Below are 23,286 nucleotides of genomic sequence, written 5' to 3' on the forward strand. Positions count from 1 at the left end.
AAACAGGATCTGTTATGCCGAATACCGAGCATGGAAAAAGCGAACCATCAGCGGCAAAATATATATACACCCTGCTTGCAATATGTTTTGTGGCCAACTCCGTGTTTATATCAGTTGGATTCAGAAATACAATACTGGATTACCATGGCTTCAGACAAACACAAACAGCCATATCAAGCTATTATACTATCAAAGAAGGTTATAGACTTGCATATGAGACACCGGTTCTTGGAAAACCGTGGAGTATTCCATTCGAATTTCCTCTTTACCAATGGATAGTTGCGTTTCTATCACAGGCATCCAATATCAAATTGGAGCAGTCTGGAAGATTGGTATCAATGATATTTTTCTATCTTAGTCTACTGGCTATATTCCACATTCTAAGATCTCTTTCCATCGAGCGGGAATATTGCTGTATATCAATAGTTATGATGCTATGCTGTCCTGTTTATATATTTTGGTCAAGAACCTTCATGATAGAATCTCTGGCCGTCTTCTTGAGTCTTATATATTTATTATGTTTTATGAAATTCTATAAAAATAGAAAAATTCATCTATTTGTTATAGGGGCGCTGTTTGGGGGGTTGGCCGCTGCAGTTAAAATAACCACCTTGATCGTTGTGACTGTGCCGATAATCGCAATCTTATCAAATGATTGGTTGAGCTTATTGCAGGGTCTCTTACGAAAGAACTCGAATAATCCCTCGCTCAATCGGTTTCAAAACGAGTTCAAATATGCCATGCTTCTTGTTGTTCCATATCTGATGGGATTGATGTGGACAAGGTTTGCAGATTTTCACAAATCATTGAATCCATTGGCAAGAGATTTCATCACCAGCACTCATCTCATCGAATGGAACTTTGGAACATGGTCTCAGAAATTATCCCTGGATTGCTGGGAAAAAATAATGGTCGGAGATGTGATTCATGGAATAGGATATCCGGCAATTCTTATAATACCTCTTTTTGTTTTCATTACAAGTTCTTATTATATTTGCGCTGTAATATTTTCACTAATTGCATATCTATCGGGTCCAATTATTTTTACCAATCTTTATTACACGCATAGATACTATTGTTATGCAAATAGTCTATTTTTGATTTTGGCGATTTCATTAAGTATTATAGCACTAATAAAAACAAATAAAATGAAAAAATTTGCTCTCTATGGATTGATACCTTTTTGTATAATAACCATGATTTATTCTTACTTATCGCACTATTACATGATTCAAAGCCCAACGAACGGAATTTCGAGACCTCCGGTTGAATGCCTCCTGATCAGGGCGGTAACGGCCCCGGACGACGTGGTCTTGATCTACGGAGAAGATTGGAATCCGACGATTCCGTTCTACGCGGAACGGCGCGCCGTCATGAATCGATCCAACCTGCCGCTTTCCGACCCTCGATTCCAGGAATCCATAAGAACGACGGGCAAGGAGAGAATATCCGTGATGGTCAAGGATTCCCGTGACGAAGGGCTGAACGCGTTTTTCTCTTTCCACCCCGATCCGGTGATGACCTGTGTCTATCTTCGGAAAGACCTGTACAAAAGCGTTTTCATGAGGATGTTTCACGTGGATGTGGAGCAGTCGTCATCGGCCCTTCCGGTGAAAATATCCTTCTGGAACAGGCGGTTTCGCCTGTTTTCCGCCACGGGGAGCACAATGGTGGTACCGCTGCCCGCTCCGGTTTCGAAATTGAGGGCCCAGTTCGGGGTCCTTTTCGATCCCAGGGATGCCGAGATTCTCGCGGGCGTGGATTTTGTGATCGCGCATGAAAGTCACGACGGTGTCCGCACCGAACTGTCGAGGACTCACCTCGACCCGGTCCGGTCCGAGGCGGACCGCGAAGTCCGTAACGCGGAGGTGGAATTGGCGAAGCGGGGGGCGGGAAAGATTCTGCTGGAGACCGTTCCCGGGGCGGGAAAGACGTGCAAATGGTCGTTCTGGTCGGATATCGAGCTGAATTGAGGCGGTTCGACGCGCCAGGGGGATGATCGGTTTCACGGGGCCGAGAGCATTCCGGTGGGAGCGGTCGAGCCATGCAGCTCATCCCTGGGGGAGTGTCCTCCGGGCGGAGTCACGGCAGGCAGGTGATCGCCGCTCCATTTTCGGGTGAAAACAGAGCTTTTCATCCCGCTGCGGGCGAGCTTCCCTCCTTTGTCCGACCGTGCTCGGCGCCGGCGCGAGGTCGGTTTGAACGCATTCCTCCTGGCCGGCCGGCAACCGCTCTAGCAGGGAGACCGGCCCGGCCCCTGAATCCGCCCCATCCCGGCACGAGTATCGCCCTGTCAATGGCCCCTGCGTTCAACCCTCCACCCCCGTCACCATCCGGTATGCCGTCTTGTATCGGTCGGCGCAATCCCGCCATGTTCCGATTTCCCGCCTGACCCAGTCATGGGCGCTCGCACCGGCGGCTTCGTTGTGGTCCGGCCGAGCGAGCCATTCGAGGCCGCCGGCGAATTCCTCCCTCGAGCTCGCGAGCCAACCCGTTTCCATGTGCCGGACGACGTTGCGGTGCGCGGGAATGGCGGATGCGAGAATGGGCAGCCTCGCCGCCATGGCTTCGAGAATGACCTGCGGCCTCCCTTCGTCGTGCCGGCTCACGGAAATCAACCCGGCCGCGCGGGGGAACCACTCGCTTTCCAGCGCATCCGGATGGGTCGGGCCGTGGTAGCGCACCCAACCCGGGATGGAAAGGTCCTCCTGCATGGGACCGAGCAGGTGCAGCTCGTCGTCGGTGCCGAAAAGCCCTTCTCCCCACGAGAACAAGGGGCCGATCTTCTTTTCGGTCACCCGTGACACGACCAGCCATTGCCTCGGTGCCCCCGGCGTTCTTATCGGCTTGACCGAAAACCACCTGTCGTCCACCCCGAACGGAATCGCGCGGACCCGTGCCACGTCGCCGAAGCGCTTTTCCAACTCCGGAACCATCCAGTCGGCATTGGGAGCGATGAGGCATTCCCTCTGCCGGAGCACCGTCCTGATCAGGCCGGTGACTCCGGGCACGCGCAACAATCCGAAGTCGGTGCCGAGCACGCTCACGACGGCCGGAATGGAGGTGCCCCAAAATGGCAGGACGTTTTGCAGCCAGTTGACGTGGGCCACGTCCGCCTCGGGTTTCCGCAGGCAGTTCCTCCGCAGGAGCCACAGCAGCTTGAAAACCGCCTCGAAGCCGCGCGGGGTTCGCGAGCGAATCAGGTGGGCGATTCCTCCCCGGGCGAGCAAGTCTTTGAGCCATGCGGCTTCAGCAGCTGTCGGCCGGTAGGCGACGTTGTCGGGGATTTTCCCGGGCGGCGCCCAAAGGGAGAGCTCGACGGCCCGATCTTCGGCCAGGGCGTAAACCATTTCCTTGATGAATCGTCCGCGCCAGTCTTCAGGATCGAAGGGATAGGATGTGCTCACCATCGTAACGCGCATGGATTTCGTCCGTTCGGGGGATTGTGTCGGCGGTGACTGCACGGATCAAAGCCCGGCCTGTTTCCCGGGAAGCTCATCGCCGGCGAGCGGTGATTGACCGGCGCTGTCCGTCGCATCGACGACGGGTGCCGGGTCGACGACAAACTCCATGCGGTCGAATCTGCTCTGAGTGATCTGTTCGGACACCAGGCCGATGAGAAACATCAGGATCGAGGAAGTCATGAACATGGCGGATGTCGGGCCGTACCGCCCGTCGAGGACGACAACCTTGTAGAGACCGTAACCCAGGCCGAGCAGGAAAGTGACAACGCTGGCGGGAAGGAATATTTTCATGGGAGAAAAGAGTGTCGCGATCTTGAAAATGATCAGGAGGAACCGGGAACCGTCCCGCAGGAGCTTGATCTTGCTCTTGCTGTTGGATGCACGCCGATCCGCCTTGATGGGAAGGTAGGTCAGTCCGTACCCGGAGCGGATCGTCGCTAGGGTGATGGTTGTCGGATACGAGAAGGTGTTCGGCAGCAGGGACACGAATTCGCGGGCCACGTGCGCCCTGACGGCTCTGAAGCCGGAGGTGAGGTCTTCGATCCTGCGACCGCAAACATAGGTTGCCAGCCAGTTGTAAATGGTGTTGGCGAGGTCTCTGTGGATGCTCGTTTCCGACGACCTGGTCCGGGCGCCGACGACCATGTGGTAGTCCGCCGTCTTTTCGAGCATCTCCGGAATGTAGTCGGGGGGGTGCTGGCCGTCGGCGTCGAGCATGACCAGGATCCCGCCTCTGCTGCTGCGTATGCCGGTCTTCACCGCCGCGCCGTTGCCCATGTTGTACGGATGCCGGACGATTCTCGCGCCGGCGCGCCGCGCATTGTCCGCGGTGTCGTCGGCTGAGCCGTCGTCGACGACGATCACTTCGTAGGAACGGCCGGCCGAGGTCATCACCGCGTGGACCCGCGAGATGAGATTGCCGATGCCGTCTGCTTCATTGTAGGCCGGAATGACGATGCTGACTTCGGGCGCCGTCGCATCCGTCGTGGTTGTGGAGAATCGCTTCGTGAGCACTGCTTGGACTTTCTTTTCGAGGAGCCGCGAGGCCCCGGGGTCTGCGCATGATCTTCCGCGAGCCGAAAAACCTGTTCATCCGGATGAGGCCCACGTCTCATGCCCCGGGAGGAGGCGTTGCGCCGGGCCAAGGGATGCCCGCCCGCCCGACGCATATCCGCGGGTCATCCGTTCCACCCATTATATTCGACTCTATGAGATGAAAGAATTAATATTAACCGTGACGGGATTGGCTTCCTTCGGGCTCGTGGAATATGGCACGAATCCGGCGAGGGTGTCAATCGCGCGATGGCGCATCGTTGTCCCGGACGCTGAAACTCAGTTGAAATCGGGGGCTTAAAGCGTTACAATTGAAAGGTTTGATTGTCATTAAGGAACATTCGGAGGCGTTTCCCGTGCGGCTTCCGCGATCCGCCTGCCCGGGGATGCTTACCGGTTCTTGCTGTCGAGGAAAGATTCATGGCCATTCTGGACATCTGTACATACCCCGATCCCATCTTACGCCAGAAAGCCGCCTCCGTCGAAAACATCGACGAGGCGCTCATTAAATTAATAGACGACATGACCGAAACCATGTACGAGGCTCCCGGCATCGGACTGGCCGCAAATCAGGTCGGCAGATCGCTCAGCCTCATTGTGGTCGACTTGCAGCGTCAGGACGAAGAGCATGGCCTGATCGTGCTGATAAACCCGCAGATCGTGGCGACTCAAGGAGAAATCACCTGGGAGGAAGGGTGCCTCAGCGTTCCCGAGTACTTTTCCGCGGTAAAACGCCATGCGGAGGTGGTGGTTCGCGGGTATGGCCGGGATGGGAAAGAAATGGAAATTCAGGCAGGCGGCCTCCTTGCCGTGGCATTGCAGCACGAAATCGATCATCTTGAAGGCCGCTTGTTCATCGATCGATTGAATCCCATCACCAGGGACATTTTCAAGAGGAAATGGAAGAAAAAACTGAAAGAGGCTACAGCATAGCGACCGGACTGCCGCCGCTCGTTTTCATGGGGACGCCTGAATTTGCGGTGCCTTCTTTGCGGAAACTGGCGGAAGCGGGTGCGCCCATACTCCTTGTCGTAACTCAGCCGGACCGCCCGAGCGGGCGGGGAAAAAAAGTCACGCTCCCACCCATCAAGCTGTTGGCGCAAGAACTTGGCATTCCCGTATTTCAACCGGATCGAGTGAGGAAGCCGGAGGCGATCGATCGTATCAGATCGGCCGGGGCTGAATGCGCCGTGGTGGTCGCGTTCGGTCAAATACTGCCCCAGGCTCTGCTTGACGTGTTTCCACGGGGCGCGCTGAACGTTCATGCTTCATTGCTGCCGAAGTACCGCGGAGCCGCCCCCATCCATCGCGCCATACTCGAGGGGGATTCCGGGACGGGGATCAGCGTCATGCTCCTCGACGCCGGGATGGATACGGGGCCGGTGCTGACGCGCCGTGGGCTGGAAATCGGGGACCGCGAGACGTTTGGCGAATTGCATGACCGGCTTGCCGCAGCGGGAGCCGAACTGCTGATCGAGACGCTGAAGGGGTGGAAGGCGGGCAGTGTCGCCGCCGAGCCGCAGGATGACGCCCATGCGAGCTATGCCCCGCCTCTGAGAAAGGAGGAGTTCCGGCTTGAATGGACTCAACCGGCCTGGCATATCGTTAGCCGGATTCGAGCCTTCGATCCTCAGCCGGGTGCTTTTTTCATGTGTGGCGGGAAACGGGTCAAATGCTTCGGGGCTTCGCTGCTTTCCCTTCGAACCGCGGGCCAGGGGGGGGAGATCGTGGGGCTGCAAGCCGGCGGACTGGTCGTTCTGGGTGGTGACGGGCGGAGCCTGCTGATAGGCGAACTGCAGATGGAAGGGCAGCGCCGGGTTCCGGCGCCCGAATTCGTTCGAGGTCGTCCTTTGCCGCCCGGCACGAGGCTTGGATAACATTCGCAAAGAAAAGAACCGAATCCATGACGCAGCGCCTAACCTCGTTCAAGATGCCTCCCGGACAGCCGGAGAAAAAGACCATTCTCATCCTGGTCGCTCTAACGGCCGTTTTGCTGACGATCCTCCTGGTTCTGTTCTACATCGTTCCCTACTACGGGTTCAGTCGCATCCATGCAGGTCTGCCCATCGTGATGGGGGTTCTGGTCGCCGCTGTCGGGGGGTTCGTGGTTCTCAGCCTCGTGCTTCTCATGGTGGTATTCATCGTGGGACACGACGTGCCGTTTTCGAAGAAATTGCGCAGTATTGCCGTCAAGGGGCTGCTGCCGACCCTGACCGTCGTGGGCAAGTTGATCGGACTGCGCAAGGAGGAAGTCCAGCACGCTTTTGTGGCCGTGAACAATGAGCTCGTGATGGCTCAATGCAGAAACGGACATCCACCCAGGAACGTTCTGCTGTTGATGCCGCACTGCCTTCAGAACGCCGACTGCCCGGTGAAAATCACCTACCGGGTCGAGAATTGCAAGCGGTGCGGCAAATGCCGGATCAAAGATCTGCTCGATCTTTCGGAAAAATACGGAGTGAGCCTCGCGGTGGCGACGGGAGGGACCATCGCGCGCAGGATCGTGATCGAAAAAAGGCCCGACCTGATCATCGCCGTCGCTTGCGAACGGGATCTAACGAGCGGGATACAGGATACCACGCCTCTGCCGGTCTACGGCATCTTCAACCAGCGTCCTTTCGGTCCGTGCCTGAACACCCAGGTTGCCATGGACCAGGTCGAATCGATCCTCAAGGAGGTGATGGAGATCAACCGGGAAAAATCATGATCAACGCCAGGGTCTTGGCCTTTCAGATTCTCCTGCACATGGACCGCGATGCCTCTCACCCCGATCGTCTCATACGCGGCATGCTCGGCCGGCACGAGCGCCTCGAGGAAAGGGACAGAGCGCTCCTGACCGAGCTCGTGTATGGAGTTCTTCGCTGGCAGGGCCGGCTTGACTGGCACATCGACCAGCTGAGCAGGACCCGCCCGGAAAAAATCGACCCCGCCGTCCGCATTCTTCTGCGACTCGCCCTTTATCAGATACTCATGCTCGACCGCATCCCCGACCATGCCGCCGTCAACGAAGCCGTGAATATGGCGAAAACAACCCAGCCCGCGTATCTCGTAAAGTTCGTCAACGGGGTCCTGCGCGAGGCTCTGCGCCGCCGGAGCCGCTGGATATGGCCGGAAGCGGGCGAAGAACCGGGCAAGTACATCGCCGTGACCACCGCGCATCCGATATGGTACGTGGAGCGGCTCCTGCACGAATTCGGATTCGAGGAGACCCTCGATATCTGCAATGCGAACAACACCGTTGCCCCGATGACGTTGCGCGTCAATGCCCTCAAGACTTCGATCGACACGATCCTCCAATGGTGCGCGGAACATGGGATCGACGCCGAGCCGTCGGGAGTTGTCCCGACGGCGGTGCGCTTGAGCGGTTTGCGACGGGACCTTGCCGAGACGTCCATCTACCGGGACGGTTTGGTGCAGGTGCAGGACGAGGCGTCCCAGATCGTTTCCACGCTTGTGGCTCCCAGGGCAGGGGAGCGGGTGCTGGACCTGTGTGCCGGATTCGGCGGCAAGTCCACTCACCTGGGCATCCTCATGGGTGACCGGGGAGAGGTCGTCGCCGTGGACAATTCCGCCTGGAAACTGGAAGAGCTTCGAAAAAACGCCCGGAGACAGGGCCTGCGCATCATCAAGCCGCGCACGGCGGACCTGTTCGAATTCTCTCCCGGAACGGAGGACCTTTTCGATCGGGTTCTGCTCGATGCGCCGTGTTCGGGGTTCGGGACCCTCCGGCGCAACCCGGACATCAAATGGCGGCGGCACCTCAAGGATCCCCGACGGTTTGGAAGGATTCAGAAGGAAATGCTGGACCATGCCGCACGGTTCGTCAAGCCGGGGGGCGCCCTGGTCTATTCCGCGTGCACGCTGTTTCAAGAAGAAAACGATGCGGTCGCCGAGCACTTTGCGGCTTCTCATCCGGACTGGCAAATCGAGCCCGTCGGTCCCGATTTGCCCGATGCCTGCCGGGGGATGGCGTCCGGCCCCTTCTTCCGCACCTGGCCGCACCGCCACCAGGTGGACGGCTTCTTTGCCGCCCGCTTGAAGCGACCTGCCTGATCAGCGCAGTTTTAACTTCCGCATCGCCACGCCGCTCATTTTCAGCAGAATCAAACCGTGCTTGAACCGCTCGATTTTTATGTCCCCGTACGTTCGACGTCGGTACCTGATGGGAACCTCTACAATCTTGAGGTTCAGCTTGGCCGCTCCGAAGAGCAGGTCGAAGTCCCCGAACGGATCGAAGTCTCCGAAAAAGCTCCTGCCGTTGGCAATCTTCTGGTAATCCTTCTTGAAGAGGACCTTTGTCCCGCAAAGCGTGTCTCTGATGCGCTGGTCGAGCAGCCAGGTGAACGCCAGGCTGAAGAACTTGTTCCCGAGTTTGTTCAGGAAGCGCATGGCCTGCTCCTCCATCGGGTAGATGAGGCGCGTGCCGTTGATGAATTCTCCGACCCCTTCGGTGAGGGCCAGGTAGAATTTCGGCAGGTCCTCGGGCGGGACGGTCAGGTCCGCGTCGAGGATCATGAGGATGTCTCCCGAGGCGGCGGCAAAGCCCTTTCGAACCGCGTCCCCCTTGCCCAGTTTGAGCATCTTGCCCTCGCGCCCCGCATGACCGGTGCCGGGTGGGACCTGGTGCAGAAGCTTGATGTCCTTGATCCCCTTGAATTCCCCTATGGCATCTTCGATGGCGGCCACGGTTCCATCCGTGGACAGCCCATCCACGAAAAGGATTTCCGTATGACTTCCCATCTCGGGAATGCGTTCCACCGCCGGCCGGATGTTCCCTTCCTCATTGCGGCACGGGACGATGACCGAAACGGACGGCCTGCGGTCCGGAGTCCGTTCGGGAACCACCGGCCGGGCAATGAGGTACACGACCAGGGGCAACCTGCACAGCAACGGAATCTTGGCGACGTAACGGTTCAGAAAGGTTGAAAGAAACGGGACCTGTTTGGGCAGGAGAAGCAGCTGCCCCTTCTTGATGACTTCGAAGCCGTTCAAATCCAGGAGATTGTGAATATCGTTCAGCGACAGCCAGTTTTGATAATCCTGGGGTATTTTCATTCCCAGGCGTTCACCCAGTCGCAGCACGGGCTCCCACAAGGGATTGAAGTACGTGATGATGACCCGGCTGCCCGGATGGCATACCGTTCGCATGTTCCTGAAAGCGGCCCACACGTCCGTCAAATCCCCGAGCACATCGGACATGATGATATGGTCGTACGTGTCCCGGTGTTTCAAGTCCTCGATATCATCGACCGAAAAGGCCAGATTCTCGAACCGGTCGGGCGGATACTTCCTCCTGGCGACTTCGATCATCGCGGGAGAAAAGTCGATGCCATGCCCCCACGGAGGATTCAGCCGCGCCAGCAGGTCGCCGGTGCCGCATCCTATTTCGAGGACCGATGCATCGCTCGGGATAAGGAAGGAGAGGAATGATTCCAATTCCTTGTAATAATATTGGTTTTTCTGCTTCCAATGGTCTCGCCGCGCTGCCTGGGAGTCGAAAAGTTCTCGCTTCTGAGCCTTGTCTTTCATGGTTGGTTGCTTTCCTTCGGATGAGCGATCATGGGAGGGGAGGCCCGCAGGAGCCGGGCGGTCAGAACGGCCCGTTCCGAGGGGTCGAGGACGGCCATGGACTTCCGGATGTGCTCCTCGTAGTCGGTCCGCCCCAATGCGCGCCCAAGCTTGGCCGTCGCCACACGCAGATCGACCAGCGCGTTGTTGTCCGGGAGTTGCTCGAGGATGGCTTCCGCAATCCTGAAGGCATCCTCGGCAAGTCGCCCGGACGGGTTCTTCAGCCGGACGCCCTCGTAGCCGATGTATTCGGCGCAGGAGAGGACCGGGCTGTTCCTAAGTCTTTCCAGGGGCAACGGTGTTTTGTCGCCGGGAATGGGAACGATCGGGTATTTCGAAAACGGCGTCAGGAAATACTCGTGAAAGGTGAAGAAGAGGAACACCGGTTCGCCCTCCGAGAGCAAGCGCCGATCATCGACCAGCGGAAGCGCTTCCAGGGGACAGTGCGGGGACTTGCCCAGTTCGAATTCCGGGTACCAGCCGCCGAACCCTACCAGGCCCCCCGTGAAGAACACGGTGCCCGGGTGGCGGACGCCTGCGATGTATTCTCGAATTCCGTTGACGTCGGCTTTCCTCCGCATTGTCTTGAAGGCCCATGTGGAATGAAGGACGAACACAAACATCAGGACCGTGATGGAGGCAAGCAGTACGCGCCGTCCCGGTATCTTGACGGCTTGAAGTCGGGACGCGAGTTCATGCCATGCGCAGGCGGCAAGAAACAGCGTCAGGGGCAAGATGTACATGGGATAGGGAGGTCGGAACGGAGACTCGGTGTTGGCGCCGTAGGCGAAAAGATGCAGGACGGCCGCACACGGGAGCGTGGCGGCCACGATTTTGGGCAGGAAGAATCCGGGCTCGCCTCTTCGTTTGATCGCCAGGACAATCGCCGCCAGGACAAAAGGCAAAAGCAGAAGGCCGATGGGTTCCAATTGCGTCACATAGGCCCTCCACAAGGGAAAGAACGAGAAGTTCAAGAGATGCGTCAGGTAAATGGCCGGATCTGCCTTGGAAAGATGCGGGGCGTATCGCCTGGATGTCTGGACCAGGATGAAAAAAATCGGCAAATACAAGCCGATGGCGATGCAGATCGTTCCCATGGCGGCAAGGCTGCGTTTTCGGCGCTCCGGGGCGAGCCGGCCCGGGCGCACCAGTGAAACGAGAACCGGTGCCCCGAGAACCGAAAACAGCGCCACGATCACCATCAGCGGCGAGAGCCCGCTGGAGTACAGGAACAGGACACAGGCACCCGGCAGCGCGAGCAAATGTCGCGCCCTCAACGAGGAATCCCGCATGAAATTATCCAACTGCCACAGGACCACGAGCAGAAGAAACATCACGATGGAGTAGGGCCGTGCTTCCTGTGAGAAATACAGGTGAAACGGCAGTATGGCCATCAGGAGCCCGGTCAGGAGGCTGACTTGCCAGGAACAGTATCTTGAGAGCAGTATCGCAAGCAGGCCGACCGAACCCACCCCGAACAACGCGGCGGGCAGCCGCGCGGCGAAGACGCTCCGGTCGATGAGAAACACCGCGTGGCCGATCCAGTAGTCGAGAGGCGGTTGAACCTGGGTGGCGGCGTAGGTGATGATATCGCGCAGGCTGAGCGCATAATAGGATATCTGGCGCGCCTCGTCCATGAAGAGACTTTCGGCGTCCAAATCGTGCAGACGGAGAGCCAGGGAGATCGAGGTCAGTGCAATGAGTCCGAACAGAAAAGTCTTCCGCTCATTCGACATGGTTTGCCGTCCCTCTCAGAGTGTCCGTTTGCCGAGGTTTTGCGCGCCGTGATGTCTTCGGCTGTTGGGCAGCGGTATGCACGATGGATAAACGGAAACATTTCCTTCCCGCTTGAAGGAAAAACACGGCACTTGCGCCGGGAGGTCCGTCGGCGCGGGAACCGGGCGGCAGAGGGGAGCGGGCCGTGGCGGGCACTCGATTGAGAGCGTCGGCACGGCGCGGCTGCCGGTCGACCCGATGCGCCGCCGCGCGCGCCCGGGGGGAGGCCGACCCGCCGGAAAGAAGGCGGCACGCCGGGGATTCGAGTGCTCATCCATGCGATCGGCAAGGGCGATGTGTTTCAAGAGACTCTCAAGCCGGCCGGGACAGGTTTTTCCGTGGTGAGAAGGCGCAGCGCATCGCCATCCCTGACGGCCAGGACCATTCCGTGGGACTCGATACCCATCAGCTTGGCAGGTTTCAAATTTGCCACCACGACGACCTGTTTGCCCGTGAGCTCCTCCGGCGAATAGCTCTGGGCGATTCCGGCGACCACCTGCCGCTCTTCACCGATATCCACCAACAACCGCAGCAGCTTCTCGGATTTTGGGACTCGTTCGGCATGCTTCACCACGCCGGTGCGCAAATCCACCTGCTTGAATGCTTCCAGGTCCAGGAGGGGCAAGCTCGGCTGCCGTTTCTCGGGTTGCCGGGGGACGGCGGGTTTTCGTTCCTCCTTGATGTCGATCCGGGGAAACAACGCATCTCCCTTGGAAACCGGGGTCCCCTCGACCAGGGTGCCCCAGCGGCCGTCTTCAGCGAGCCTCAAATCGATGGAACGCTTCACCACGCCCAGCCGCTCGAGCATCTTTTCGGAAGTGGACGGCATGAACGGGGAGATCAGCACCGCCATGGTCTTGTTCAGTTCGAGCAGAATCCGGATCACGGTCTCGAGGCGGCCGTGCCGGCTCGGGTCTTTGGCAAGCCCCCAGGGGCCGACAGTATCGATGTACTTGTTGGCGGCATTCAGGCATTCCCATATGGACATCAGAGCCTTGTGGAAGCAGAATACCGGAAGCTCCTCGCGGAACTCCGCAACGGTCCGTTCGACCCGGGAGATGAGGTCCCGGTCCATATCGTCCGGTTCGGAGCCGAAGGGAGGCACCTTGCCGTCGAAATACTTGAGCGTCATGGCCAGCGTCCGGCTGAAAAGATTGCCCAGGTCGTTGGCCAGGTCGGAATTCAAACGCTGCACCAGGGCGTCCTCGCTGAAGTTGGCGTCGAGGCCGAACACCATTTCGCGAAGCAGGAAGTAACGAAAGGCGTCGAGCCCGTAGAGGGGGATCATATCCAGCGGTCGCACCACCGTCCCCCTGCTCTTGCTCATCTTCCCCTCATTGATCTTCCAGTAGCCGTGGACGTTGAGGTGTCGATAAACCGGGAAGCCCGCCGCCTTGATGATGGTCGGCCAGTAGATGCCGTGAGGTTTGAGGATGTCCTTGGCGATGGTGTGTTGCACCACGGGCCAGAATTCTCCGAAGAGCGGTCCGTCGGGGTATCCGAGAGCGGATACGTAGTTGATCAGTGCGTCGAACCAGACGTAAGTCACGTAACGCTCGTCGAAGGGCAGAGTGATCCCCCAGGCGAGCCGTTCCTTGGGCCTGGAGATGCAAAGATCCTCGAGGGGTTCTCTCAGGAAGGCAAGCACTTCGTTGCGATACCGTTCCGGCCTGATAAAATCCGGGTTCGACTCGATATGCTCGATGAGCCAGTTCTGATACTTGCTCATGCGAAAAAAATAATTCGCTTCCTCCCGCTCGATCGGTTCCTTGTCGTGATCGGGGCATTTGCCGTCCACCAGCTCGCGTTCCGTGTAAAAACGCTCGCAACCCACGCAGTATAGGCCCCGGTACGTGCTGAAGGTGATGTCTCCCGAGTCGTAAACCTGCTGGAGGATGTGCTGAACCACCCGGATGTGTTCCGGGTCCGTGGTGCGGATAAAGTGGTCGTTGCTGATGTTGAGCTTCGACCAGGCTTCCTTGAACATCCCGCTGATGCGGTCGGCATATTCCTTGGGAGCCGTACCGGCATCGGCGGCCGCCTGGACGATCTTGTCGCCGTGCTCATCCGTGCCGGTGAGAAAGAATGTCCCGAATCCCATCAGCTTGTGGAAACGATTCATCACATCCGCCACAATGGTGGTGTAAGCGTGTCCGATATGCGGTTCGGCATTCACATAGTAGATGGGGGTGGTGATGTAGAAACGATTCATGAAGATGCCTTTCTTTCGGTGTCCGGCCCGGTTGCGCTGATCGATTCCCGTCGCCGTCGGCGGCGTACCGGCAAATGCCGCATCGGCATGGCCTTCCCGGGGCACGGAGAGCTCCTGTGCCTGCAGGTGCGGCGAGCTCCGGGTTGCCGCGGATGCCCCAAGGTCAGCCTTTCGGCGGGGGGTCTAGTTGCTTTTCGATCTCGCGCCCGTCCTCCATCAGGACGGTGACCGATCTCTCCATCACATTCTGGCGGATCACCTTCCCGCGTCCTTCCGGGATTTCCACCTTCTTGCCGAGTTTCGGCATGTCTTTTTTGAGTTCCCTGTAGGTATCGTATTCGTATTGCAGGCAGCACATCAATCTTCCGCAGGCACCAGAAATCTTGGTGGGATTCAGGCTGAGGTTCTGCTCCTTCGCCATCTTGATGGAAACCGCGTGGAAATTCTTGAGGAAAGTGGCGCAGCACAACGGGCGGCCGCAATTCCCAAGACCACCGACCATCTTGGCTTGGTTGCGGATGCCGATTTGCCGCAGTTCCACCCTGGTCCTCAATCGCCTGACGAGATCTTTAAGCAGCTCCCTGAAATCAACCCGGCCGTCCGCCGTAAAATAGAAAATGATTTTGCTGCCGTCGAAGAAGTATTCGACGTCAACGAGACTCATGGCGAGTTGGTGTGCCTTTATGCGATCCAGACAGTAGTTCTTGGCGTCCTGTTCGACTTCAAGATTGTTCTGGTGAGTCCGGATTTCCTCTGTCGTTGCAGGGCGGTCGATTTTCTTCACCTCCGAGGGATGAAACCTGGGATCTTTGCCATGCGGGCCTTCCGCGACCTGTCCCAGCCCGATGCCCTGTTCAGTGTGAACCATTACGAAATCGCCCTTTTTCAAAGCATATTCCGAAGGGTCGAAATGATATATCTTGCCTCCTTTACGGAAGCGGATTCCAACAACCTTTTCCATATAAGACATCCTTTATGTTCAGGCAGATGCTTTCCATGACGAGCTGCTTGTTGGCGTTCCCGCGCAAACGACCGATCGACTCTTCGACCCGGTCGTAAAGGGTCAACAGACTGTCGGGAGAAACCTCCCCACCGCAAACGGCGCACGGGTCATCCGGCTCGAAAGCCTGCCTGTAACCGTCGATCACGCGGGAGAGCAGGAGATCCCGCACCCACAATTTAACGCATTCCAGATCCTGCTCCAAGTCTTCCTTCTGTTGGGCCCATCGCCCCGCCATGGCGAGAACGTCGGCCGTGCCGCTCCGCTCGGATTTCCGGAGATTCTCGACAATCTCCTTCCAGTGGGACAGGTGTTCTTCCCGTGCCAGCCACTGTGCCCTGTCGAGACTGCCTCCCGACAGCCGGGTCAGCTCCCGTGCCTGCGCCTCGGGGATCTTCAGGGAAGCGGCCAGCTCCCCTGCGATCACCTCGTCTTCGAGCGGCTGCAGCCGCAAGTGACTGCACCGCGACACGATTGTCGGCAGGAGCATCTGGGGCTCAATGGCCGTAAGGAGAAAAAGGTTTGCGCGCGGCGGCTCCTCGAGCACCTTGAGCAGGGCATTGCCGGACTCGTCATGGAGGTGTTGGGCATTCTCGATGATGACGACTCGAAATCTGCCTTCGAAGGGACGGAAGCGAACGCGCTCCCGCAATTCCCGGATCCGGTCCAGTTTGATGAACGTGCCCTCGCTCCGGATGACAAAAAGGTCCGGATGATGCCCTTCATCGATTTTTCGGCATGAAATGCAGCGATCGCAACTCTCGTCGTCCCGGGGTTCGAGACAGTTGACCAGCTTGGCGAGCTCCCGGGCAACCCGCAGCTTGCCCACGCCCGCCATGCCGCTGAACAGAACCGCATGCGGAAGCGTTCCGGCTCGCGCCATCCGCTTCAGCAGCCGCTTCGTTCGTTCCTGCCCGGGAATATCTTTGAACGACATGATCTTCTTTCGCGATCGGGTGAAGAATGGGTGCCGAGTTTTCCAGTCTCCGCTTACTTCTTCGGTTTTTCCGGGTTCCAGAGATTCAGCTGAACCCCTCGTTCATCTTCAGTCTCTTCCCCTTCGAGGGGCGGGGTTTCCGCCTGCTCTTTGGGCAGGCCACGGTAGAAGAATCGTTCGAACAGCGGTTGGTAGGCGGTCCACACCTCGTTCCCCATTTTGGGCTCCGACAGGATCCGGGTCAGGTTGTTCATCTTCGCGTCCAGATCGTCGGCGTGGTGAAGGACGAAGGCCTCCCTCGTCATGGGGAGCTTCGCGGCACCGAATTCCGCCTCGCCGTGGTGGCTGAGAATCATGTGCTTGATCAGCCAGGCTTTTTCCTCGGGAAAGTCCTTCAAAAGACGAAGTTTCTCATCCACGATCTGGACGCCGAGAACCATGTGGCCCAGCAAACGGCCGGAGTGGGAATAGTCGATGGCGAGGTCGTAAACGTACTCATCGGTCTTCCCGATGTCGTGCAATATGGCGCCGGCCACGAGCAGGTCCCGGTCGAGAAACGGGTACAGCCGGCAGATGCGGAGAACGAGTTCCACGACGGAAAGCGTATGTTCGAGCAACCCCCCGAGATAGGCATGGTGCATCGATTTGGCCGCCGGTGCCGACTTGAACCGGGACAGCAGAACCCGATCCTTGAAGATGGCTTTGAGCAGCTGTTTGCAGGGCCGGTCTTCAACCTCCGATATGCGCCCGCTCAGTTTCTCGAACAGAACATCCCGGTCCGTCGGGCACACCGGGAGGAAATCCGCCGGGTCGACGGCTTCCGGTTTCAGTGGACGAGCTTCCTGGATGTTCAACTGCATTTCGTCCCGATACGTCTCGCTGCGACCGCGCAGGAACACCGCTCCCTTGAGAGGGATGACGGCGGCAAGCTCCGCCGCGTTGTCCCAGACACGGCCGGTGATCTCTCCCGTCCTGTCGACAAGCCGAAGCGTGAGGAACGCCGTTCCGGAGCGGGTGGTCCGCAGCTGCTTCTCGCTCACGACGAAAGCCGCCGCGATATCCTGGTTGGGCTGAATGTCGGCGATAAAGGTCTTCGACACGTCGTCCTGCCTTGTGATCGGTTCAATTCAAGAGGGAACGAGGTGCTTGCCCGCCCCGCGAATCAAAACAATACTTCTATATTATATACGCGAAACATGTCAAATTTCCTTTTCTACTCTCCGATCAGGTTGATCTCAATGGCAAAATGGACACCGGACCGGCGTGACCGGCGCGGGACGTGCCCGTAGCGCAATTCGACGCCGGATTCCACGCGATCGCGCAAGGCGAGGAGGAGCGGGTTCACCGGGGAGATGCGGTTCCCGACCAAGAAATCCTTGCAGGGGAATCCACAAAAGTTTATAGAAACACTCGGATTCCAAATGGAGTCCGTGAGGCAATACACTCTGAACATGACCCTGACGACATGCGCAATGGCGAATGCCACCCCGGGTTCCGGTATACTCGGGAAGGACGATGAGCGTTTTCGTGCCTCGAAGCGAGCCTCGCGCTCACGGCGGTGTCGCAGAAGGGCGAAAGGGCGCTTTCAGGGTTTCCTCTTCGGGCTGTCATGAGAGCCGCTGCGGACCGGTGGATTGTCCTTCGCGGCTTGTCCGAGCGCAGCCCGTTGGTTGCGGTTCTTCTCACGAAACGCCGACACGGCGTCGAGGAGTGTCTGATGCCTTTGAATATCGTGGCATTGATCGCGATTTTGAGTCTTCCGCTCGTACCCACTTTCTGGGCGATTCTGGATATACCCAAACGCCGCTTTGCAAGCCCCCGGAAAAAGGCCGTGTGGTTCGCGATCGTGTCCACTTTCCCTTTCATCGGAGCCATGATCTATATTATCCTGATTCGCCGTCACACCGAACCCATCTCGTAGAAGGAGGCGTTGCCGACTTATGCTCAACCTTTTCAGAGAACACTCAAAGTCCTGGATGATCAAGGCACTTCTCATCCTCGTGGCGATCGTGTTCGTGTGGTGGGGGGGAGCCACCTACCAGTCGAAAAGCGACACCGCGGTCGTGCAGATCGATGACGAGTTCATCAGCGAGCGCGATTACTATAACGTGTACGAAAAGATGGTCACGAGGTACCGCACTCAACTGGGCAAGGCCTGGTCTGAGAAACTGGTCGAGGAGATGAACCTCAAGGGCCAGGTGCTGGACATGCTCATCAATCGCTACCTGGTTTCCAAGGCGGCCCGCGAGCTCGGGCTTTCGGCGAGCACCGAGGAAGTCCGGCGCAGGATCCTCGAATACCCCGTTTTCCTGAATGACGGCCGGTTCGATCAGCTCACCTATGAAAGGGTCCTCCGTCAGGAGCGGTTGACACCTGAAGGTTTTGAGAAGGACATCGCTGAAAGCATCGCCTACGAGCGACTGCTCAACTTCATCAAGAGGCAGGTCGTGGTCACGGATGAGGAAGTGACGGCGGACTATCGAACGAACTACGGCCAGGTGCAGATCGCCTACGCCTTGTTCGATCCGAAGTCCTTCGAGGACAAGGTGACCGTCGATGAGCAGGGCGCGCAGGAGTACTTCCAGAACCACAGGGAACGTTACATGGAACCGGAGAAACGCCGGTTTTCGCTGGTGCTCTACAAACCCGAGGCCTACATGGACCAGGCCGGCGTCACCGGGGACGATATGCGCCGTTACTACGACGACCATATTTCGGAATATCGGCATGAGCAACAGGTGCGGGCGAGGCAAATCCTGTTCAGGCTTAAGGAGGATGCCGCCGAGGAGGAAATCGCCAAGGCCCGCTCCGAAGCTGAAAAGGTGCTTGCAGAGGCCAGGAAAGGAAAGGATTTTGCGGAGCTCGCCAGGAAGTATTCCCAGGACACGGCCACTGCAAAAAACGGGGGCGATTTGGGGGCCTTCACCCGCGGGCAGATGCTTGAGCCGTTCTCCGATGCGGCCTTCGCAATGAAGAAAGGGGAAATAAGCGATTTGGTGGAAACGCCGGACGGCTTTCACATCATCAAGGTCGAAGAGATCATTCCCGAAAAGACGACATCGTTTGAGGAGGCGAGAAGCGGCATCGAACAGGCGGTGAAGCGTCAGAAGGCCCGGGAGGCCGCCTACGAAAAGGCCAGGAAGCTGCTCGACCAGGTATACGCGAAAAAGGATCTGGCAAAATCGGCCGAGGAACAGAACATGCCCGTCACGGGAGGCGACATGTGGATAGCCGAAACGGATCCTCTGCCGGGGTTTCAGACCCCTCTGGCGGACATCAGCCGGAAGCTTTTCGAGCTTCCCGAGAAGGATTTCAGCGATATTTTCGACACCCCTCAGGGATACTTGATCGCGCAGGTGACGGGGATCCAACCCCCTCAGGTGCCGTCCTTCGACAAGGTGAAGCAAAGAGTTGAAAAAGATTGCCGGGCGGAACGGGCGCGAGTTCTGGCCCAGCAGAAAGCGGCGGAACTGCTGGACGCGGCGCGCAAGGCGAACAGCCTGGAGACGGCCGCAAGCGGCTTGAAGCTTGCCGTGAGGAAAAGCGATTGGTTTTCGCGGCACGCGCCGGACAAAGACTTGCGCCTGCTGCGCGGGGGGGCGGTCGATCAGGTGTTCCGGCTGGAGGAAAACCAGCCTTTTCCCGACAGTTCCCTTGAGTTCGGCAACCGTTTCCTGGTCTGCCAGTTGCTGGGGCGGAGACTTCCCGAGGGTGAATTGGAAAAGGTACGGGCCGATATCGTCAAGAGGCTGACCCAGCAGAAACAGAGCATGATGTGGACCGCGTGGCTGCAGGAGCAGCGGGGGAAGTCCAAAATAGTCGCACTCAAGAAGCTCTAGATTCGGGCAGGGTTCCGGTGTGCCCCCGGTCCATGGCGATTCGGGGGAGTGACGGACGGGAAGGGGCTTTTCTTAATGGAATCCCCGATCTCCCTCCGTGCATCGGGGCTGCCTTGCGCCTGTTTTGCCGCGCCGGTTTCTCTTCGTCTTCAGGACGCAATTCTGTTCCAGGCATCCAGGACCTGGCGCGACGTATGGTCGAGGTCGAGACTGTTGTCGATGACGATCTGCGACAAGGGTATCTTTGAATCGATGGGAAGCTGGATTTCGAGGGTTTTTTCGGCTTCGGCGCGGGTCAGACCGTCGCGCTTCATGAGCCTCCCGATTTGAATTTCGGGAGGCACATGAACCAGAATGACAATATCGAAGCGGTCCGCGGCATGTGATTCGAACAACAGCGGAATATCGAAGATCACCACACGCCTCGTGCGAGCCTCAATCTCCCGGCGCCATTGGGATTCCATACGGGCGAAAATAAAAGGGTGCAGGATTGCATTCAAACGCACGAGGCACTGCGGATCGCGGATAATCAGATCCCGCAGTCTGCGCCGATCGAGGCGTCCTTCCGCATCGAAAAAAGCGGGTGCGAGCCACTCACGCAACCGCTGCCAGCACTCCGACCCGGGCTCGACCGCCTCGCGAGCCGCCACATCCGCATCGAGGATGAGCGCTCCACGGTCGGCGAACATTCGGGCAACGGTACTCTTGCCCGAGGCAATTCCCCCCGTCAGGGCGATCCTCTTCGCATTCACTCTCACCGAGCCCGTATTCGGCCGTTCCCGGGAAAGCTCAGTAATCGATGCGTCCCACCGGCCGGCAGAATGTGTAATCCCAAGGTTCCCGGACCAGCTTTTGATCGATGATTTCGGTGCTGCAGCTCGTCACGCCGAAGGGGTAGGCAACGATGCTGCCCGCCAGTCCAAGGGCCGTGGCAACGATACCCGCCGGTCTCAGAATAAAGACGTCCGCCAGGATAAGCTCCGCCGGCGGTGACTCGTAGAGCATCTGGGCCCGCTGCGAAACCGGCTCGGGGGCCAGCGTTTCGGCCCAGACCGGGGTGCAGAGCAACCCGAACAGCAGGGGAATGATGAACAGCAGGTGCATCTTCTTCTTCATGACCAAATCTCCCTTTACTATTGTAAGAAAACCGGTCCTGCAACTCACATCACGTCTTTTCCGCTCATCTCGATCGCCCGGTCGATCTCGGCCCTGAGTTGAGACGGCAGCTCCGGGATATCGACGTTGAGGAAGCCGCGCACGATGGTGGAAGTCGCTTCTTCCTCGTCGAGACCTCTGGACATCAGGTAATTGATCTCCTCCTGGGCAATTTTCCCGACAGCGGCTTCATGGGACATTTCAACCCCGTCCACGTGGCCTTCTAGTTCAGGTACGGCATAAATCATTCCACCCTTTAATATTAATCCTTTGCATTCAAGATGCGCCCGTATGTCCGGCACCTCGCCGATGAGGTGTCCTCTCGAGATGATTCTGCCTCCGTTGCTGATGGACCTTGCGACGATCTCGGCCCGGGTGCCCGGCTTCTGGAGCACAATACGACCTCCCACATCATACTCCGAATTCGGGCTTCCCACAATGATGCTGTAGTAGCGGGCGACCGCGCCTTCTCCGGTCAGAAAGGTCGTGGGATACATCTGGAGCGAGCGCACGGGTTTCATGCAAATGTAATTGTTGAGAAAAAGGCCCCCTTCCTCGATCCGGCTCACGGACCTGGGCCGCACGACCAGGTCTTCCGCCCAATTGTGGATCATGGTGAAGCTCAATTTGGCGTTCTTCTTGACGTAAAACTCGGACACCCCCACATGCAGCCCCTTCGTCAAATGCGGCGACGTGGAGCAACCGGTGATGATATGCAGCTCCGAATCCTCCTCCGCAATGACGATATTGTGCACGTTCTGCTGAATTCCCTCCTTGTCGAGATAAAGGCAGGCCTGCACGGGATACTCGGACTTTGCTCCGGGCAGAGACCGGATCACATACCCGTCGTGCAGCTCCATCTCGGCGGAGGCGGTGTATTTGTCCGCATCCACGGAGACGAGCTTCCAATAGTAATCCCGGATCCAGTCGCATTCCTTGAGTGCCTGCCGGATGGGGATGACCTGGATATCCTTCTGCCGGCTCTTGCAGTGCACGACCGAAGTGTCTTTTTGAAAATAGGTCGCGATCCGTTCGTTTTCGTCGACGTCCACCCCCGACATGATCAGCCGCTCCCGATCTTCCGCGGGCACATTCCGCAGGTCCCGGTCCGACAAATAATGGTGCTCCACCGGGGTCCTCCGGAATTCGCCGAGATCGACATCCGGGCCGATCGCGGCTTTCTTGTTCGCCGCCTTGGCGGCGCGTTCCTTCAGTTCCTGTCGATCGTACATCGCACACATTCCTCGTAACCCATTTCGCCGATGCATCTGAGAATTTCGCGGGGGTTGGTCGAACAGCTCAGGACCCCGTCGTAAAGAACCTGTCCCTTGTCCACCTCGACGTAGTCGAGGATGTAACCGGTATGAGTGATGATCAGTCCCATCTTCGTGCGTTCACGCATCATCCTCAGGCGCGACTTGAGCAGGGTTGGCTCGAGTTCTTTCTGGAGCAGCTCCGCAATGGTGTTTCCCACAAGGGCGATGTTTTCGAGGTCCACGCCGGATTCGGGTTCATCGAAGAGCATCAGGTCGGGATTCTGCGCCAGCAGTTGGAGCAACTCGGAGCGTTTGATCTCTCCGCCGGAAAACCCCGCATTCACGTCCCGGTCCAGGAACTCCTCGAAATCCACCCTCCGGGCCAGGTCTTCCACGGGGACTTCACGGCGCGCGCAAATACCGACGATGTCGCGAATCCTCAGGCCGTGAATCGTCGGCGGTCGCTGGTAGGACATCCCGATGCCCAGCCGGGCCCGTTCGTTGATGGGCATATACGTAATGTCCACGCCCTTGAACAGGATCCTGCCGCCGATCACCTTGTACTGCGGATAGCCCATAATGGTCATCAGCAGGGACGTCTTGCCCGAACCGTTCGGGCCGAAGAGCACGTGCGTCTCTCCCCATTTGATTTCCAAGTCGATGTGCTTGAGTATGACCTGGCCTGCAAGTTCAACCTGCAGGTCCTCGATGAGCAACATGCGATATCTCCCGTCAATACCCGCCGTAAGTCAAGAATATGCGTTGAATCCGATACCGACTCTATTTATAAACTCTCGCATCGGGCGACGCAAGCGGAATGCAGCGGCAGCGGCCGTGGAAAGACCCTTGATTCCCAATATTTAATGGAGAAGTCCGCCAGGAGATTCCCTCGCGAGGTGCCCGTGGTTCTTCGGGCTTCTCCGAAAGTCATGCCGGCGGCCCGCGCCGCGAGGGCCGACTTCGGGCGGAACCGCTCCCGGCCCGGATGACGGCTGGGGTGCCGCTTGCCCACCGGGGTAGACTCGA

Annotated in this window: 19 protein-coding genes and 1 pseudogene; 8 read left to right on the forward strand and 12 right to left on the reverse strand. The window is 58.1% G+C overall.

What is annotated here, in order from left to right; all coding sequences use genetic code 11:
• Positions 1-14 precede the first annotated feature (14 nt).
• Together SFUM_RS24070 and SFUM_RS23695 are read left to right on the forward strand one after the other, a co-directional pair.
• Positions 15-761: pseudogene (locus SFUM_RS24070) on the forward strand (ArnT family glycosyltransferase); the annotation flags it as partial.
• Between the two features lie 612 nt (positions 762-1,373).
• Positions 1,374-1,973, forward strand: coding sequence for a hypothetical protein (locus tag SFUM_RS23695; RefSeq protein WP_244148089.1), 600 nt, complete (start codon positions 1,374-1,376; stop codon positions 1,971-1,973).
• Positions 1,974-2,309: 336 nt separating this feature from the next.
• Here the strand turns inward: SFUM_RS23695 and SFUM_RS00755 are convergent, their stop codons facing one another.
• Both SFUM_RS00755 and SFUM_RS00760 read right to left on the reverse strand, forming a co-directional pair.
• Positions 2,310-3,422, reverse strand: a complete 1,113-nt coding sequence (locus SFUM_RS00755; protein ID WP_011697020.1) for a glycosyltransferase family 4 protein — start codon at positions 3,420-3,422, stop codon at positions 2,310-2,312.
• Positions 3,423-3,467: 45 nt separating this feature from the next.
• Positions 3,468-4,478 carry a glycosyltransferase family 2 protein gene (locus SFUM_RS00760; protein WP_011697021.1) on the reverse strand — a complete coding sequence of 337 codons (1,011 nt, stop codon included), beginning with the start codon at positions 4,476-4,478 and terminating at the stop codon, positions 3,468-3,470.
• A 459-nt stretch (positions 4,479-4,937) separates the two neighbouring features.
• On the opposite strand from SFUM_RS00760, the gene def reads away from it, so the two are divergent.
• From def to rsmB, 4 genes are read left to right on the forward strand one after another with little or no spacing between them, the layout of a single operon-like run.
• Positions 4,938-5,450, forward strand: a complete 513-nt coding sequence (def, locus tag SFUM_RS00765; protein WP_011697022.1) for a peptide deformylase — start codon at positions 4,938-4,940, stop codon at positions 5,448-5,450.
• Entirely contained in the window at positions 5,417-6,394 is a 978-nt protein-coding gene (gene fmt / locus SFUM_RS00770) for a methionyl-tRNA formyltransferase (RefSeq protein ID WP_049766246.1), read from the forward strand. Before def ends, fmt begins: the two co-directional genes overlap by 34 nt.
• A 26-nt stretch (positions 6,395-6,420) precedes the next feature.
• A complete protein-coding gene (locus SFUM_RS22755; protein WP_011697024.1) occupies positions 6,421-7,224 on the forward strand; it encodes a DUF116 domain-containing protein in 804 nt (267 codons plus the stop codon).
• Entirely contained in the window at positions 7,221-8,570 is a 1,350-nt protein-coding gene (gene rsmB, locus SFUM_RS00780; RefSeq protein WP_011697025.1) for a 16S rRNA (cytosine(967)-C(5))-methyltransferase RsmB, read from the forward strand. The genes SFUM_RS22755 and rsmB overlap by 4 nt, the downstream gene beginning before the upstream one ends.
• Here the strand turns inward: rsmB and SFUM_RS00785 are convergent, their stop codons facing one another.
• From SFUM_RS00785 to SFUM_RS00815, 6 genes are all read right to left on the reverse strand, one after another.
• Positions 8,571-10,046 (reverse strand): glycosyltransferase, encoded by a 1,476-nt coding sequence (locus SFUM_RS00785; RefSeq protein WP_011697026.1) that lies wholly within the window; start codon positions 10,044-10,046, stop codon positions 8,571-8,573.
• Positions 10,043-11,821: a glycosyltransferase family 39 protein gene (locus tag SFUM_RS00790; protein WP_011697027.1), complete on the reverse strand. Its 1,779-nt coding sequence runs from the start codon at positions 11,819-11,821 to the stop codon at positions 10,043-10,045. Before SFUM_RS00790 ends, SFUM_RS00785 begins: the two co-directional genes overlap by 4 nt.
• Before the next feature lie 341 nt (positions 11,822-12,162).
• On the reverse strand, positions 12,163-14,073 hold the full coding sequence (gene metG / locus SFUM_RS00800; RefSeq protein ID WP_011697029.1) for a methionine--tRNA ligase: 1,911 nt from the start codon (positions 14,071-14,073) through the stop codon (positions 12,163-12,165).
• Between the two features lie 163 nt (positions 14,074-14,236).
• Entirely contained in the window at positions 14,237-15,034 is a 798-nt protein-coding gene (locus SFUM_RS00805) for a PSP1 domain-containing protein (RefSeq protein WP_011697030.1), read from the reverse strand.
• The gene (gene holB, locus SFUM_RS21205; protein ID WP_011697031.1) at positions 15,003-16,010 is read right to left on the reverse strand and encodes a DNA polymerase III subunit delta'; all 1,008 of its coding nucleotides are present in this window, start codon (positions 16,008-16,010) and stop codon (positions 15,003-15,005) included. Before holB ends, SFUM_RS00805 begins: the two co-directional genes overlap by 32 nt.
• A 53-nt stretch (positions 16,011-16,063) precedes the next feature.
• Positions 16,064-17,110 (reverse strand): 3'-5' exoribonuclease YhaM family protein, encoded by a 1,047-nt coding sequence (locus tag SFUM_RS00815; protein ID WP_011697032.1) that lies wholly within the window; start codon positions 17,108-17,110, stop codon positions 16,064-16,066.
• Between the two features lie 617 nt (positions 17,111-17,727).
• Here SFUM_RS00815 and SFUM_RS00825 point away from each other — a divergent pair.
• A complete protein-coding gene (locus SFUM_RS00825) occupies positions 17,728-17,931 on the forward strand; it encodes a PLDc N-terminal domain-containing protein (protein WP_041439527.1) in 204 nt (67 codons plus the stop codon).
• 19 nt (positions 17,932-17,950) lie between these two features.
• Positions 17,951-19,849, forward strand: a complete 1,899-nt coding sequence (locus SFUM_RS00830; protein WP_011697035.1) for a peptidylprolyl isomerase — start codon at positions 17,951-17,953, stop codon at positions 19,847-19,849.
• A 149-nt stretch (positions 19,850-19,998) separates the two neighbouring features.
• Here SFUM_RS00830 and coaE read toward each other — a convergent pair whose 3' ends face one another.
• The 4 genes from coaE to SFUM_RS00855 are packed head-to-tail and all read right to left on the reverse strand — an operon-like array spanning position 19,999 to position 22,979.
• Positions 19,999-20,601 carry a dephospho-CoA kinase gene (gene coaE / locus SFUM_RS00835; protein ID WP_049766247.1) on the reverse strand — a complete coding sequence of 201 codons (603 nt, stop codon included), beginning with the start codon at positions 20,599-20,601 and terminating at the stop codon, positions 19,999-20,001.
• Between the two features lie 37 nt (positions 20,602-20,638).
• Positions 20,639-20,965 (reverse strand): hypothetical protein, encoded by a 327-nt coding sequence (locus SFUM_RS00845; protein WP_011697037.1) that lies wholly within the window; start codon positions 20,963-20,965, stop codon positions 20,639-20,641.
• 44 nt (positions 20,966-21,009) lie between these two features.
• Complete coding sequence (locus tag SFUM_RS00850) at positions 21,010-22,236, reverse strand: SufB/SufD family protein (protein ID WP_011697038.1); 1,227 nt, start codon at positions 22,234-22,236, stop codon at positions 21,010-21,012.
• On the reverse strand, positions 22,215-22,979 hold the full coding sequence (locus tag SFUM_RS00855) for an ABC transporter ATP-binding protein (RefSeq protein ID WP_011697039.1): 765 nt from the start codon (positions 22,977-22,979) through the stop codon (positions 22,215-22,217). Before SFUM_RS00855 ends, SFUM_RS00850 begins: the two co-directional genes overlap by 22 nt.
• Positions 22,980-23,286 lie beyond the last annotated feature (307 nt).

The organism is Syntrophobacter fumaroxidans MPOB (assembly GCF_000014965.1).
Lineage (GTDB): Bacteria > Desulfobacterota > Syntrophobacteria > Syntrophobacterales > Syntrophobacteraceae > Syntrophobacter > Syntrophobacter fumaroxidans.